The sequence below is a fragment of the Streptomyces sp. WM6372 genome (assembly GCF_001279655.1).
Classification (GTDB): Bacteria; Actinomycetota; Actinomycetes; order Streptomycetales; family Streptomycetaceae; genus Streptomyces.
This window is the reverse complement of record NZ_LGDB01000093.1, coordinates 94,186-108,923: the sequence shown is the minus strand read 5'-3', so window position 1 is coordinate 108,923 and position 14,738 is coordinate 94,186. Positions and strand designations below refer to the sequence as shown.

12 protein-coding genes are annotated in these 14,738 nt (G+C 72.1%); 8 read left to right on the top strand and 4 right to left on the bottom strand.

What is annotated here, in order from left to right; genetic code table 11:
* Positions 1 to 27: 27 nt before the first annotated feature.
* The gene (locus tag ADK52_RS09115) at positions 28 to 327 is read right to left on the bottom strand and encodes a YciI family protein (protein ID WP_053689254.1); all 300 of its coding nucleotides are present in this window, start codon (positions 325 to 327) and stop codon (positions 28 to 30) included.
* 26 nt (positions 328 to 353) lie between these two features.
* On the opposite strand from ADK52_RS09115, the gene ADK52_RS09110 reads away from it, so the two are divergent.
* A complete protein-coding gene (locus ADK52_RS09110) occupies positions 354 to 1,031 on the top strand; it encodes an endonuclease V (protein ID WP_053689253.1) in 678 nt (225 codons plus the stop codon).
* Between the two features lie 18 nt (positions 1,032 to 1,049).
* Here ADK52_RS09110 and ADK52_RS09105 read toward each other — a convergent pair whose 3' ends face one another.
* Both ADK52_RS09105 and ADK52_RS39240 read right to left on the bottom strand, forming a co-directional pair.
* Positions 1,050 to 2,339: a saccharopine dehydrogenase family protein gene (locus ADK52_RS09105; RefSeq protein ID WP_078988164.1), complete on the bottom strand. Its 1,290-nt coding sequence runs from the start codon at positions 2,337 to 2,339 to the stop codon at positions 1,050 to 1,052.
* A 125-nt stretch (positions 2,340 to 2,464) separates the two neighbouring features.
* Complete coding sequence (locus ADK52_RS39240) at positions 2,465 to 4,075, bottom strand: PKD domain-containing protein (RefSeq protein WP_063783799.1); 1,611 nt, start codon at positions 4,073 to 4,075, stop codon at positions 2,465 to 2,467.
* Between the two features lie 454 nt (positions 4,076 to 4,529).
* On the opposite strand from ADK52_RS39240, the gene ADK52_RS09095 reads away from it, so the two are divergent.
* From ADK52_RS09095 to ADK52_RS09070, 6 genes are read left to right on the top strand one after another with little or no spacing between them, the layout of a single operon-like run.
* On the top strand, positions 4,530 to 4,946 hold the full coding sequence (locus ADK52_RS09095; RefSeq protein WP_234343579.1) for an MmcQ/YjbR family DNA-binding protein: 417 nt from the start codon (positions 4,530 to 4,532) through the stop codon (positions 4,944 to 4,946).
* Positions 4,947 to 4,990: 44 nt separating this feature from the next.
* Positions 4,991 to 6,250: a CaiB/BaiF CoA transferase family protein gene (locus ADK52_RS09090; RefSeq protein WP_420714824.1), complete on the top strand. Its 1,260-nt coding sequence runs from the start codon at positions 4,991 to 4,993 to the stop codon at positions 6,248 to 6,250.
* Positions 6,250 to 7,275: an LLM class F420-dependent oxidoreductase gene (locus tag ADK52_RS09085; protein ID WP_053689249.1), complete on the top strand. Its 1,026-nt coding sequence runs from the start codon at positions 6,250 to 6,252 to the stop codon at positions 7,273 to 7,275. The genes ADK52_RS09090 and ADK52_RS09085 overlap by 1 nt, the downstream gene beginning before the upstream one ends.
* A 9-nt stretch (positions 7,276 to 7,284) precedes the next feature.
* Positions 7,285 to 8,427, top strand: a complete 1,143-nt coding sequence (locus ADK52_RS09080; RefSeq protein ID WP_053689248.1) for an acyl-CoA dehydrogenase family protein — start codon at positions 7,285 to 7,287, stop codon at positions 8,425 to 8,427.
* 30 nt (positions 8,428 to 8,457) lie between these two features.
* Positions 8,458 to 9,672 carry an acetyl-CoA C-acetyltransferase gene (locus tag ADK52_RS09075; RefSeq protein ID WP_053689247.1) on the top strand — a complete coding sequence of 405 codons (1,215 nt, stop codon included), beginning with the start codon at positions 8,458 to 8,460 and terminating at the stop codon, positions 9,670 to 9,672.
* 52 nt (positions 9,673 to 9,724) lie between these two features.
* The gene (locus tag ADK52_RS09070; RefSeq protein WP_053689246.1) at positions 9,725 to 11,896 is read left to right on the top strand and encodes a 3-hydroxyacyl-CoA dehydrogenase NAD-binding domain-containing protein; all 2,172 of its coding nucleotides are present in this window, start codon (positions 9,725 to 9,727) and stop codon (positions 11,894 to 11,896) included.
* Between the two features lie 108 nt (positions 11,897 to 12,004).
* On the opposite strand, the gene ADK52_RS09065 is transcribed toward ADK52_RS09070, so the two are convergent.
* A complete protein-coding gene (locus ADK52_RS09065) occupies positions 12,005 to 12,742 on the bottom strand; it encodes a MerR family transcriptional regulator (protein WP_053689245.1) in 738 nt (245 codons plus the stop codon).
* Positions 12,743 to 12,827: 85 nt separating this feature from the next.
* Between ADK52_RS09065 and ADK52_RS09060 the strand changes: the two genes are divergently transcribed.
* Positions 12,828 to 14,696, top strand: coding sequence for an AMP-dependent synthetase/ligase (locus tag ADK52_RS09060; protein WP_053689244.1), 1,869 nt, complete (start codon positions 12,828 to 12,830; stop codon positions 14,694 to 14,696).
* Positions 14,697 to 14,738 lie beyond the last annotated feature (42 nt).

Sequence of the window (14,738 nt, the reverse complement as noted above, 5' to 3'; positions counted from 1 at the left end):
GTTCCTTGGCCCCCCCCCCGAAGCCCCCTACACCCCCGAGTTCTCCCGTACCGCCGCCAAGTCCGACGACGTCTTCGTCGCGATGAACTCCGTGATGCGGTACTCGCAGACGCCGGCCAGGACGAAGGGGTCCTCCGCCGCGATGCGCTCCACTTCCTCGCGCGAGACGCCCGCGGCCAGGATGATGCCGCCCTCGCGAGGGACCTTGCGGCCCGAGGCGAGGAAGACGCCCGAGGCGTAGTAACCGTCCAGCCACGCGATGTGGGCGTCCAGCTCGTCTTCGACGTCTTCGATGGGTGCGGTGTAGGTGAGCTCCATGACGAACATGATCGCCAGGCTACTCTCGCACCATCATGACGAGTGTGAAGACCCCCGCCGATGAGGCCGAGGCCCGGGCGATACAGGACGAACTGCGTAAGAGTGTGGTGCTCGACGAGGCCGGCCCGCCCCCCGGGCGCGGGCTGGTCGCGGGAGTGGACGTCGCCTACGACGACGAGCGCGACCTGGTCGCCGCCGCGGCCGTCGTCCTCGACGCCGCCACCCTGGAGGTCGTCGAGGAGGCGACCGCCGTCGGGCACGTCAGCTTCCCGTACGTGCCCGGGCTCCTCGCCTTCCGGGAGCTGCCCACCGTGCTGGCCGCGCTGGACTCGCTCACCGCCGCCCCCGACCTGGTCGTCTGCGACGGCTACGGGCTCGCGCACCCCCGCGGCTTCGGCCTCGCCTGCCACCTCGGGGTCGTCACCGGGCTGCCGAGCATGGGCGTCGCGAAGAACCCCTTCACGTTCACGTACGAGGAGCCGGGGCAGCGGCGCGGCGACGCGGCCCCGCTGCTCGCGGCCGACGGCGCCGTCGTCGGGCGGGCGCTGCGCACGCAGGACGGGATCAAGCCGGTGTACGTCTCCGTGGGCCACCGGATCTCGCTCGACACCGCTTGCGCCCATGCCCTCGCGCTGAGCCCGCGCTTCCGGATCCCCGAGTCCACCCGGCACGCCGACTCCCTCTGCCGACGGGCCCTGCGCGAAGCCTCCTGACCACCGGCCCCGGCCGGTTCAGCGAGCCGAGGCCACCCGGAACCGGATCCCCGCCTTCTGGAGCCGGTCCAGCAGGGCGTCGCCCATGGCCACCGCCGTGGTGAGCTGGCCGGCCCGCTCCGGCAGGGCGTCGTACGCGAGGCACAGCGCCGACTCCGCCAGCATTTTGGCGGTCTCCCCGTATCCCGGGTCGCCGCCCGAGACCTCGGTGAACACCCGGCTGCCGCCGCCCTCGCCGACGAAGCGGACCGTGAACCAGCTGCGCGCCCGCCGCTCCGCGTCCGGGCCCTGGCCCGCCTCCCAGCGGCTCATCAGCCACCGCCGCGCCGCCGGGAGCTGGGCCAGGGCCACCGCTCCGCCGACCGCCGCCGCGCCGCCCACGGCGACCGGGAGGTGTTTCACCGAGGCGTACTGCCGGTAGCGGAAGTCAGGCCCGTACCGCTCCAGCGCGGCCGCCGAGCGGGACACGATCCGGTGGTCCAGCGTCGGCAGCGGCAGCGCCCACGTGCCGGTCTCCCGGCTGAACCGCGGCGCGCCCAGCGGGCTGCGTACGCGGCGCCCCGGCAGCCGGGGCTCGTGCAGCCGGCGCTCCTGCGCCGCGGCCAGGGTCTGCGGTCCGCGGCCCATGGCGGTCAGGGCGGAGGCCAGGGTTCCGCCGGAGAAGGTCGCGTGGGAGCGCATGAACCCGTCCACCCGGAGCGGGACGCCCTCGGGCAACTGCCCCACCGTGAAGTACGCGCCGAGGTCGGCCGGGATCGAGTCGAAGCCGCAGGCGTGCACGAGCCGCGCGCCGGTCTCGCGGGCCCGGGCGTCGTGCTCCACGTACATGCGGTCCACGAACTCCGGCTCGCCGGTGAGGTCCACGTAGTCCGTGCCCGCGGCGGCGCAGGCGGCGACCAGTTCGGCCCCGTAGAGGACGTACGGTCCGACGGTCGTGGCCAGCACCCGGGTGGAGGCGGCCAGTTCCCGTACGGCCCGCGCGTCGCCCGCGTCCGCGCGCAGCAGGGGCAGCGACGCGCAGCCGGGGTGGAGCAGGGTCAGCCGCTCGCGCAGCCGCTCCAGCTTCCCGAGGTCGCGCCCCGCGAGGGCCCACCGGCAGCCGGCGGGGGCGTGCGCGGCGAGGTACTCGGCGGTGAGGGCCCCGACGAACCCGGTCGCCCCGAAGAGCACCACGTCATAGGACCGCTCGGGGACACGCCCACGCCCGGGCTCGCGCTCATGCCCGCGCCCGCGCTCACCCTCGCGTCCGCGCTGAGGCTCACGCCCGCGCCCTGCGGTCCCGTCGGCCCGCTGAACCTCGTCGTCCATCACGGCTCCTCCCACTCCTGTCGGTGGCTGAGGCTAACCCGCACTCCCCGTACGCAGAACAGCGCCCCGGGGGCGGCCTGGAGGGCCGTTCCCGGGGCGCTGCGAGTGGCGCGGGGCGCGGTGGGTCAGTTCTCCTGGTACAGCCCGAAGACGTCGACGATGAGGTCGGCGTCGCCGTCGCTCTGGTTCCAGAAGTCGACGATGCCGGTGCCGCCGGTGCTCGCCTGGACCAGGTTCGGGACGGTCTTGCCGGTCGTCCAGTTCAGCGTGGAGGAGGTGGGCGGCGTCGGCTGGCTCGCCGTGTCGTTGTCGTACTCGTCCAGCGTGTTCGGGTCGGGGGAGACCGCGAGGAAGCCGCTGTCCTTGGTGTTGGTCACCGTGGCGTTCAGCACGAAGCCCGTGATGCCGGAGCCGGGCTCGCCCATCGGCGTGTAGATGTAGTCGCGGCCGCCCAGCGGCCCGTAGACCGGGCTCTCGGGGTCACGGGTGTCGAGCATCCGCTCCGGGGTGAAGGGCAGGTAGGAGCCCTTGCTCTGCGGGCTGTAGTAGCCGACGACGTCGACGATGACGTCGGCCGGGTTCCAGCCGCCGTTGCGGATGCTGATCTTGCCGTCGGGGCCGACGGGGACGATCACCGAGTTGGCGATGGTCTGACCGGTCGTGAAGTTCACGTTGGACGCGGTCGGGGCCTGCTGGCCGCTCGGGAAGACGGTCAGGTGGCCGTCGCTGCGCGGGTTGGTGACGGTCACGTTGAGCGCCACTGCGGTGACGCCGGAGGCCGGCACCTTGCCCAGGCCGCTGATCTGGGTGCTGAAGGACCCGTACCCGGCGAGCTGGCCCTTGGCGGTGCCCGTGCCGCTGCGGGTGTCGACGAACCGCTGCGGCGCCAGCGGGGTGTAGCCGCTGGAGGCCGTCTGCGTGAAGTAGCCGGTGACGTCGGCGATGAGGTCGACCGACTCCCAGCCGCCGTTGTACAGGTTGACGTAGCCGTTCGGGCCGACCGGCACGATGACCAGGTTCGGGACCGTCTGGCCGGGGACGAAGTTGACGTTCGAGGTGCTCGGACGCCCGTCGCCGTCGGCGAAGGCGGTGACGTGGCCGCCGCTGGTGGTGCCGGTGACGGTGACGTTGAGGACCACCGCGGTGACGCCGGCGGGGATGCCGCCGTTCCCGCCGATCTTCAGGTGCGCGGAGGTGTACGCGGCGACCTTGCTCTTCGGGGCGCCGGTGCCGTTGCGGGTGTCCAGCAGACGGGTCGGGCCGTACGGGGTGTAGTCCGAGCCCGCGGTGGTGACCGCCACCTCGTTGGTGACCGAGGTGTTGGCGGCCTTGTCCGTCACGGTGACCTTGACGGTGTAGGTGCCGAGCTCCGCGTAGGTGTGCTCGGAGGTCACGATCTGCGTGCCGGAGGCCGAGGCGGCGGTGGTGGCCCCGTCGCCCCAGGCGATGCTGATGTCGAGCGGGGTGGCCGCGCTGGTGACGGAGCTGTCCAGCTCGATCGAGTGCGCGGAGACGGAGAACGCGTCCAGGCCGACCGCGAGGGTCGGGTTGGCGGCGCCGGCGGTCTCCGTCATGGGGGCGGCCGCGAGCTTGCCCGTGGGGACCGGTGCGCTCTTCCGGATCGACCGGTCGGCCGGGCTGGAGAACTTGGCGGTGTCCTTCAGGCCGTCCTGGACCAGGTCGGGCTTGCTGATGCCCTGGGCATCGCCGGAGTTCGCTCCGGCCGCGTGGGCCATGCCCGGTATGAGAGAAATGCCGGCCGCGAAGACGGCCGCAGATGCTGCGAGTCGGCGGTAGGACACCGAGCCCCCTATGTTCCGTGAGCCCTTGGCCAGGGCTGAAAGCTCGCTCAGATTACATAGCTCCTGGCGTTCCGCTTAAGGCCCCCCGCGTTAAGTGCGGGCGCCTGCGGGACGTGCCGCGAAAGCTGCCTGAAAGTCGTACACCTGCCGCTGTGATCAGGGGTTTCGTGTTCTCCGAGCAGTTGTCCGGGTAGGGCCCGAAAAGGCCGACGGCGGGGCTGATGTCGCTGTCATTCCGGTTCCGGTAATCGGTGGCGGGGGTGGGCGGGCCCGATGGTCCCGGCCGGAAAGGCCGTTGCCCGGTTCCCGGCCCGCGTCGGGGGGCGGCGTTAGCGTGGGGAGGGACTGTCCGTGCGGGCGCGTGTGAGCTGTGGTGAGGGAGGCGTCGGTGAAGGCTGCGGTGCGCAAGTGGGAGGCGGTGCGGGAGTTTGCCCGGGGGCTGCCGGAGGCCGTGATGGAGTTTCCCTGGGGGCCCGAGGACTGCGTCGTGAAGGTCAACAAGAAGATCTTCGTGTTCCTGGGCAGTGCCGACGGCCCGCAGTCGCCCGGGCTCTCCGTGAAGCTCAAGGACGAGGCGCTGCACGGCCACGCCATGACCGCGCCGGGGGCGGAGCCGACCGGTTACGGGCTGGGGAAGGCCGGCTGGGTCTCCGTGCCGCTGGGAGAGAAGGGCGCGCCGCCCCTCGACGTGCTGTGCGAGTGGGTGGAGGAGAGCTACCGCACCGTCGCGCTCAAGCGGCACCTCAAGGAACTCGACGCGCGGGTCGAGACGGGACCCGGCGTGCGAAACGAGTCAACCGGCTAAGCGGTTGCTCTTGTGCTGAGTGGAACGCGTTCCTAGCATCGCTGGTGTTACATCAGTTGTGTCACACAAAGGCGCGCGCCGCGGATGCTACGGATGCTGGGGGCTCGATGGCAGTGACAGGGAACGTGCCCGGCGGGCCCGGCACGCCCGGCGGCACGCCCGGTGGCGGGCCCGGTGGCCCGTCCGGCGGCGGTCCGCTCGCGGGCGTGCGCGTCGTCGAACTGGCGGGCATCGGCCCGGGCCCGTTCGCCGCCATGCTCCTGGCCGACCTGGGGGCCGACGTCGTACGGGTGGACCGCCCCGGCGGCGGCGGGCTCGCGGTCAACCCCGCGTACGACGTCACCAACCGCGGCAAGCGGTCCGTCCTGGTCGACCTGAAGTCCGCCGAGGGCCCCGCCCGGGTGCTGGACCTGGTCGAGCGGGCCGACGTGCTGATCGAGGGCTTCCGCCCCGGGGTCGCCGAGCGGCTCGGCGTCGGACCGGCCGACTGTCACGCCCGCAACCCGAAGCTCGTCTACGGCCGGATGACCGGCTGGGGCCAGGACGGCCCGCTCGCGCACACCGCCGGGCACGACATCGCGTACATCGCCGTCACCGGAGCCCTCGGCATGATCGGCAATCCGGGGGAGCCGCCGGCCGTCCCCGCCAACCTCGTCGGGGACTACGCGGGCGGCTCGCTGTACCTGGTCATCGGCGTCCTCGCCGCCCTCCAGCACGCCCGCACCCCCGGCGGCGCCGGCCAGGTCGTCGACGCGGCCATCGTCGACGGCACCGCCCACCTCACCGCCATGATCCACGGCATGATGGCGGCCGGCGGCTGGCAGGACCGGCGCGGGGCCAACCTCCTCGACGGCGGCTGCCCGTTCTACGGCACGTACGAGACCTCCGACGGCGGGTACATGGCGGTCGGCGCGCTGGAGCAGCAGTTCTACGACACCTTCGTCGAGCTGCTCGGCATCAAGGACGAGGCCCCGGCCCGCAAGGACCTGGCCCGCTGGGGCGAGCTCCGCGAGGCCGTCGCCGCCCACTTCAAGTCCCGTACGCGCCAGGAGTGGACGGAGGTCTTCGAGGGCTCCGACGCCTGCGTGGCGCCGGTGCTGTCCCTGGGCGAGGCGCCGCACCACCCGCACCTCGCCGCCCGCGCCACCTTCACCGACTTCGGCGGGATCACCCAGCCGGCCCCCGCGCCCCGGTTCTCGGCCACCCCGGCCGCGGTCACCGCGGGCCCCGCCCTGCCGGGCGCGCACACCGAATCCGTGGCCCGCGACTGGGACGTACCGGCCCTGCTCCCGAAAGAGGTCTGATGGAACTGTCCATGATGCTCGACTACGCCGGGGACCCGCGCCGGGCCGCCGACGAGGCGGCGGCGCTGGAGGCGGCCGGACTCGACGCCGTGTGGGTCGCCGAGGCCTGGGGCTTCGACTCCCCGACGATCATGGGCTACCTCGCCGCCCGCACCGAGCGGATGAAGATCGGCTCGGCCATCCTCAACGTCTACTCGCGCACCCCGGCCCTCATCGCCCAGACGGCCGCCGGACTGGACGCGATCTCCGGCGGCCGGGCGCTGCTGGGCCTCGGCGCCTCCGGCCCGCAGGTGGTCGAGGGCTGGCACGGGAAGCCGTACGACAAGCCGATCGGCCGGACCCGCGAGACCGTCGAGCTGTGCCGCCGGATCTGGCGCCGCGAGACCATCGACCACCACGGCATCACCGACATGCCGCTGCCCCCTTCCAAGGGCGGCCGGCACGGCAAGCCGCTGAAGATCCTCACCCGTCCGGTCCGCGACGCGGTCCCCGTCTACATCGCCTCGCTCGGCCCCGCGAACGTGCGGATGACCGCCGAGATCGCCGACGGCTGGCTGCCCACCCTGTTCCTCCCCGAGAAGGCCCGCGCCGTGTGGGGGAGCGCCCTCGCCGAGGGCGCGGCCCTGCGCGCCCCGGAGCTCGGCCCGCTCCAGACCGTGGCCGGCGGGCTGCTCGCGATCGGCGAGGACGCCGCCGCCGTACGGGACCTCGCGCGCCCGCAGATCGCGCTGTACGTCGGCGGGATGGGCGCCGTCGGCAAGAACTTCTACAACGACCTCGCCGTCGCCTACGGGTACGGGGAGGAGGCCCGGAAGATCCAGGAGCTCTACCTCTCCGGCCGCAAGCGCGACGCCGCGGCCGCCGTCCCGGACGAGTTCTGCGAGCTCATGACGCTGTGCGGGCCGGAAGGCTACGTACGCGAGCGGGTCGAGGCCTTCCGGGAAGCCGGCGTCACCATGCTGAACGTCACACCCGTCGGAGCCGAGCCGGCCCGGCTGATCGAAACCGTCAAGAGCTGGCTCTAGGGGGCCCCGATGCAACGCCGCATCTTCGACGCCGACCACGAGGCGTTCCGCGAAACGGTCCGCACCTTCCTCACCAAGGAGGTGCTGCCGCACTACGAGCAGTGGGAGAAGGACGGGATCGTCAGCCGCGAGGCCTGGCGGGCCGCCGGCCGGCAGGGCCTGCTGGGCCTGGCCGTCCCGGAGGAGTACGGGGGCGGCGGGAACACCGACTTCCGCTACGCCGCCGTGATCGCCGAGGAGTTCACCCGGGCGGGCGCGGCCGGGCTCGCGATCGGCCTGCACAACGACATCATCGGCCCGTACCTGACCTCGCTCGCCACCGAGGAGCAGAAGCGCCGCTGGCTGCCCGGCTTCTGCTCCGGCGAGACGATCACCGCCATCGCCATGACGGAGCCGGGCGCGGGCTCGGACCTCCAGGGCATCCGGACCAGCGCCGAGGACCGGGGCGACCACTGGGTGCTCAACGGATCGAAGACCTTCATCTCCAACGGCATCCTGGCCGACCTGGTGGTCGTGGTCGCGAAGACCACCCCGGAGGGCGGGGCGCACGGCCTGTCGCTGCTCGTCGTCGAGCGGGGCGCGGAGGGCTTCGAACGCGGCCGCAACCTCGACAAGATCGGCCAGAAGGCGCAGGACACCGCCGAGCTGTTCTTCCACGACGTACGCGTCCCCAAGGAGAACCTGCTCGGCGAGCTGAACGAGGCCTTCGTCCACCTGATGACCAATCTGGCGCAGGAGCGGATGGGCATCGCGATGGCCGGCATCGCCGCCGCCGAGCACCTGCTGGAGATCACCACCACGTACGTGAAGGAGCGCGAGGCCTTCGGGCGGCCGCTCTCCAAGCTCCAGCACATCCGCTTCGAGATAGCGGAGATGGCCACCGAGTGCGCCGTCACCCGCAGCTTCCTCGACCGCTGCATCGTCGACCACTCCAACGGCGAGCTGGACCACGTCCACGCCTCGATGGCCAAGTGGTGGGCGACCGAGCTCCAGAAGCGGGTCGCGGACCGCTGCCTGCAACTGCACGGCGGGTACGGCTACATGAGCGAGTACCGGGTCGCCCGGGCCTTCACCGACGGCCGCATCCAGACCATCTACGGCGGCACGACCGAGATCATGAAAGAGATCATCGGCCGCTCCCTCCTCGGCTAACGCCAGACTCCTCCCCGAAAGGCTTGACCAGTGAGCACCGAAGCGTACGTATACGACGCGATCCGCACGCCGCGCGGCCGCGGCAAGGCCAACGGCGCCCTGCACGGCACCAAGCCGATCGACCTGGTCGTCGGCCTGATCAACGCCCTGCGCGAGCGCAACCCCGGCCTGGACCCCGCCACCATCGACGACATCGTCCTCGGCGTCGTCGGCCCGGTCGGCGACCAGGGCTCCGACATCGCCCGGATCGCGGCCATCGCCGCCGGACTCCCGGACACGGTGGCCGGCGTACAGGAGAACCGCTTCTGCGCCTCCGGCCTGGAGGCCGTCAACCTGGCCGCCGCCAAGGTCCGCTCCGGCTGGGAGGACCTCGTCCTCGCGGGCGGCGTGGAGTCCATGTCCCGCGTCCCGATGGCCTCCGACGGCGGCGCCTGGTTCAACGACCCCATGACCAACTGGGACACCGGCTTCGTCCCGCAGGGCATCGGCGCCGACCTCATCGCCACCATCGAGGGCTTCTCCCGGCGCGACGTGGACGAGTACGCCGCCCTCTCCCAGGAGCGGGCCGCCACCGCCATCAAGGACGGCCGCTTCGCGAAGTCCGTCGTCCCGGTCACCGACCGCAACGGCCTGGTCGTCCTGGACCACGAGGAGTTCGTCCGCCCCGGCACCACCGCCGACACCCTCGCGGGGCTCAAGCCGTCCTTCGCGGACATCGGCGACCTCGGCGGCTTCGACGCGGTCGCCCTGCAGAAGTACCACTGGATCGAGAAGATCGACCACGTGCACCACGCGGGCAACTCCTCCGGCATCGTCGACGGCGCCTCGCTCGTCGCCATCGGCACCCGCGAGGCGGGCGAGCGCAACGGCCTGGCGCCCCGCGCGCGGATCGTCTCGGCCGCCGTCTCCGGCTCCGAGCCCACCATCATGCTCACCGGCCCCGCCCCGGCCACCCGCAAGGCCCTGGCCAAGGCCGGCCTGACCATCGACGACATCGACCTGATCGAGATGAACGAGGCCTTCGCCGGCGTCGTCCTGCGCTTCGTCAAGGACATGGGCGTCTCCCTCGACAAGGTCAACGTCAACGGCGGCTCCATCGCGCTCGGCCACCCGCTCGGCGCCACCGGCGCGATGCTGCTCGGCACGGTCATCGACGAACTGGAGCGCCAGGACAAGCGCTACGGGCTCGTCACCCTCTGCGTCGGCGGCGGCATGGGCGTCGCCACCATCGTCGAGCGCCTCTGAACCACGTCCTGTATCCCCCAGACCTCCTCTCAGACACGGAAGTAGCGAGAACATGAGCGAGTCCACCACGATCCGCTGGGAACAGGACGAGACCGGCGTCGTCACCCTGACCCTCGACGACCCCAACCAGTCCGCCAACACGATGAACCAGGCCTTCAAGGACTCCATCGCCGCGATCGCCGACCGCGCCGAGGCCGAGAAGGACTCCATCCGCGGCATCATCTACACCTCCGCGAAGAAGACCTTCTTCGCGGGCGGCGACCTCAAGGAAATGATCGGGCTGCGCCCCGAGCACGCGCAGCTCGCCTTCGAGACCGGCACCGCGATCAAGCGCTCGCTGCGCCGCATCGAGACCCTCGGCAAGCCCGTCGTCGCCGCCATCAACGGGGCGGCCCTCGGCGGCGGTTACGAGATCTGCCTCGCCTCCCACCACCGCGTCGCCCTCGACGCCCCCGGCTCCAAGATCGGCCTGCCCGAGGTCACCCTCGGCCTGCTCCCGGCCGGCGGCGGTGTCACCCGTACGGTGCGCCTCATGGGCATCGCCGACGCGCTGCTCAAGGTCCTGCTCCAGGGCACCCAGTACAACCCGCAGCGCGCCCTCGACAACGGCCTCGTCCACGAACTGGCCGACACCCCCGAGGAGATGCTGGCCAAGGCCCGCGCCTTCATCGACGCCAACCCCGAGTCGAAGCAGCCCTGGGACGTCCCCGGCTACCGGATCCCGGGCGGCACGCCGTCGAACCCGAAGTTCGCGGCCAACCTCCCGGCCTTCCCGGCCAACCTGCGCAAGCAGCTGAACGGGGCCCCGTACCCGGCCCCGCGCAACATCCTGGCCTGCGCCGTCGAGGGCGCCCAGGTGGACTTCGAGACCGCGCTGACCATCGAGGCCCGCTACTTCACCGAGCTGGTCACCGGGCAGACCGCCAAGAACATGATCCAGGCGTTCTTCTTCGACCTCCAGGCCGTCAACGCCGGCCGCAGCCGCCCGCAGGGGATCGAGCCGCGCAAGGTCCGCAAGGTCGCCGTCCTCGGCGCCGGCATGATGGGCGCGGGCATCGCGTACTCCTGCGCCCGCGCGGGCATCGAGGTGGTGCTGAAGGACGTCTCCGCCGAGGCCGCCGCGAAGGGCAAGGCGTACTCCGAGAAGCTGCTCGACAAGGCGCTCTCCCGCGGCCGTACGACCGAGGCCCAGCGCACCGAGCTGCTCGCCCGGATCACGCCGACCGGCGAGGCCGCCGACCTGGCGGGCTGCGACGCCGTCATCGAGGCCGTCTTCGAGGACACCTCCCTCAAGCACAAGGTGTTCCAGGAGATCCAGGACGTCATCGCCCCCGACGCGCTGCTCTGCTCCAACACCTCCACGCTGCCCATCACGGGCCTCGCGGAGGGCGTTTCGCGCCCCGAGGACTTCATCGGACTGCACTTCTTCTCGCCCGTCGACAAGATGCCGCTCGTGGAGATCATCAAGGGCGAGCGCACCGGCGACGAGGCCATCGCCCGCGCCTTCGACCTCGTACGGCAGATCAACAAGACCCCGATCGTCGTCAACGACTCGCGCGGCTTCTTCACCTCGCGCGTCATCGGCCAGTTCATCAACGAGGGCGTGGCGATGGTCGGCGAGGGCGTGGAGCCCGCCTCCGTCGAGCAGGCCGCGGCCCAGGCCGGCTACCCGGCCAAGGTGCTCTCCCTGATGGACGAGCTCACCCTCACCCTCCCGCGCAAGATCCGCAACGAGACCCGCAAGGCCTTCGAGGCCGAGGGCCGCGCGTGGACCCCGCACCCCGCGGACACGGTCATCGACCGGATGGTCGACGAGTTCGGCCGCCCCGGACGCAGCGGCGGGGCCGGCTTCTACGAGTACGACGAGAGCGGCAAGCGCGCCGGTATCTGGCCGGGCCTGCGCGAGCACTTCGCGAAGCCGGACGCGGACATCCCGTTCGAGGACATGAAGGAGCGGATGCTGTTCTCCGAGGCCCTGGACACCGTCCGCTGCCTCGACGAGGGCGTCCTGACCTCGATCGCCGACGCCAACATCGGCTCCGTCATGGGCATCGGCTTCCCGGCCTGGACCGGCGGCGTGATCCAGTACATCAACGGCTACGAGGGCGGCCTGGCGGGCTTCGTCGCCCGCTCCCGCGAGCTGGCCGACCAGTACGGCGAGCGTTTCACCCCGCCGGCCTCGCTCGTGGCGAAGGCCGAGCGCGGCGAGACGTACGCCGACTGAACCCCGTCACACCCGTCACACCTGTCATACCCGTAGTACCCGTAGTACCCGCAACGCCCGTAGTACCCGCAACACCTGTAGTACCCGCAGCACCGCCGCGGGCGGCGTTCACTCGGAGTCGGCGGACTCCGAGACGAACGCCGCCCGCAGCTCCTCCTTCAGCGACCGCTGGAACGCGGTCACCAGCGCCTGCACCACCATCGGCTGCATGTGCGCGGACAGCGCCTTCATCGACTCCACCCGCTCCGGATCGCTCTCGCCCCGCGTGAACGGACTCCACACCTCGTCCCGGAAGAGCGCCGTCAGCTCGTGCGCCGCCGTCCGCGCATGCTCCAGCAGCACCGTGCGCGCCGCCAGGATCGTCTCGTGCGCGATCGGCACGTCCAGCAGCGCGACGCCCAGCCGCAGCAGCCCCACGTCCACCCGGAAGCCCTCCCCGGCCGGCGCCAGCACGTTCATCGCCGTCAGCCGCCGGACGTCGGTGTCCGACAGGCCCTGCCCCGCCCGCTTCTCCAGTTCCTCCCGCGACACCTCCTGCGGCGCGTCCGGAGCCCAACTGGACACCATCGCGCGGTGGATCGCCAGGTCGTGCGCGCTCAGGTCGTCGGGCAGCGCGTCCAGATAGCGCTCGATGGCGGACAAGGTCATGCCCTGGTGCTGGAGTTCCTCGATCAGCGCCAGCCGGGAGAGGTGTTCCGGCCCGTAGTGCCCCACCCGACGCGGGCCGATCACGGGAGGGGGCAAAAGCCCGCGCGTGCTGTAGAAACGAACGGTGCGCACGGTGACGCCCGCCCTGGCCGCCAGCTCGTCGACGGTGAGCATCGGCTCGGGTGCCTGGTCGGCCATCGTCTGCGCCTCGCTCTCTGCTCCACAGCTTGGGTTCAACAGTATTGCTGTCGCACCAACGATGTGAAACGGCCAGGAGCTGCCCATGACCATGAAACTGCGACTGCCCGGACGACCCGAAGAGCTCACGATCCCCGCCCTGCTGGCGCGCAACGCCGCCGAGCACGGCGCTCTGCCCGCCCTCTCCTGGCGCGAGGGTGACGGCTGGACGACCCTCGACTGGACCGAGGTCCGCCGCAAGGTCGCCGTCCTCGCCTCCGGATACGCCGCCCTCGGCATAGAACGCGGCGAACACGTCCTGATCATGATGGGCAACCGGCCCGAGCACTGGCTGACCGACCTCGCCCTCGTCCACCTCGGCGCCGTCCCCGTCACCGTGTACGGGACCTCCGCGCCCGAGCAGATCGCCCACATCGCCCGGCACAGCCGGGCCCGGGTCGCCGTCCTCGAAGGCGCGAGCGAGCTGGCCCGCTGGGAACCGCTGCTCGCCGACGCCCGGGTGCCCCTGGAGCAGCTGGTCGTGGCCGAGGCCGCCGAGGCGGGTCCACACCGCACGTACGGCTCCCTGTACGCGAGCGGGGCCCGTACGCACCGCCCCGACGCCTTCGAGAAGGCCTGGCGGGAGACCCGCCCCGAGGACCCGCTGACCGTCGTCTACACCTCCGGCACCACCGGCGACCCCAAGGGCGTGCGGCTGACGCACCGCAACATCATGCTCCAGGCCGTCCGCATCGACGGGCGCACGGAGCTGCCCGAGCACGCCGAGCACATCTGCTACCTGCCGTTCGCGCACATCGCCGAGCGGATCCTCGGCATCTACCTGCCGCTGCTGCGGGCCGCGCACGTCCGGCTCGTCGCCGACCCGGCCGCCGTGGGGGCCGCCGTACGCGAGCTGCACCCGGTGCAGTTCTTCGGGGTGCCCCGGGTCTGGGAGAAGCTCGCCGCGTCCGTACGGGCCGTGCTGGCGCAGCTTCCGGCCGCGCAGCGGGAGTCCATCGAGGCCGCGAACGACCTCGCCCGCGCCCGGGCCGGCCACCGCGAGCGCGGCGAGCGGATCCCGGCCGCGCTCGAAGCCTCGTACGCCCGGGCGAAGGAGCAGGTGCTGGACCCGCTGCTGGGCCTGGCCGGGCTGGACCGGCTGGTGTGGACGGCCAGCGCCACCGCGCCGATGCCCATCGACGTGGTCAGGTTCTGGGCGGGCTGGGGGATCACCATCATGGACGCCTGGGGGCTCACCGAGACCTCGGGCGTGTGCACGATCAACAGCCCGGACGGCTTCCGGCTGGGCTCGGTGGGGCGGCCGATCGAGGGGCTGGAACTGCGGCTCGCCGAGGACGGGGAGATCCTCACGCGGGGCGCGACCGTCTTCGCCGGCTACCTGCGGCCCGACGGGACGGTGGAGAGCGCGCACGACGCCGAGGGCTGGTTCCCGACCGGGGACGTCGGCCGGCTCGACGAGGACGGGTTCCTCTGGCTGACCGACCGCAAGAAGGAACTCATCATCACCTCGAACGGCAAGAACGTCTCGCCGGCCCTGGTGGAGAACACCGTCAAGGAGCATCCGCTGATCGGCCAGGCCCTGGTGCACGGCGACGGCCGCTCCTACCTCGTCGCCCTGCTGGTGCTGGACGGGGAGGTGGCCCCGGCCTGGGCGGCGGCCCGCGGCATCGAGGCCGGCTCGCTCGCCGGGCTCGCCGGGCACCCGGCCGTCCGGGAGGAGATCGCCGCCGCGGTCGACGCGGCCAACGCCCGGCTCAACCGGACCGAGCAGATCAAGCGGTACCGGCTGCTGACGCAGGAGTGGGGCCCCGCGTCCGGGGAGCTCACCCCGTCGCTGAAGCTGCGCCGCCGGGTGGTCCGGGAGAAGTACGGCGCCCTCATCGACGCGCTGTACGCCGACCCGTATGACCCGTACGACCCGTACGAGGAACCGCGCCGGGCCGGGGAGCGGTAGCCCGGATGGCCCCGTCCGGTGGGCGCGCGGGCGCCCGCCGGA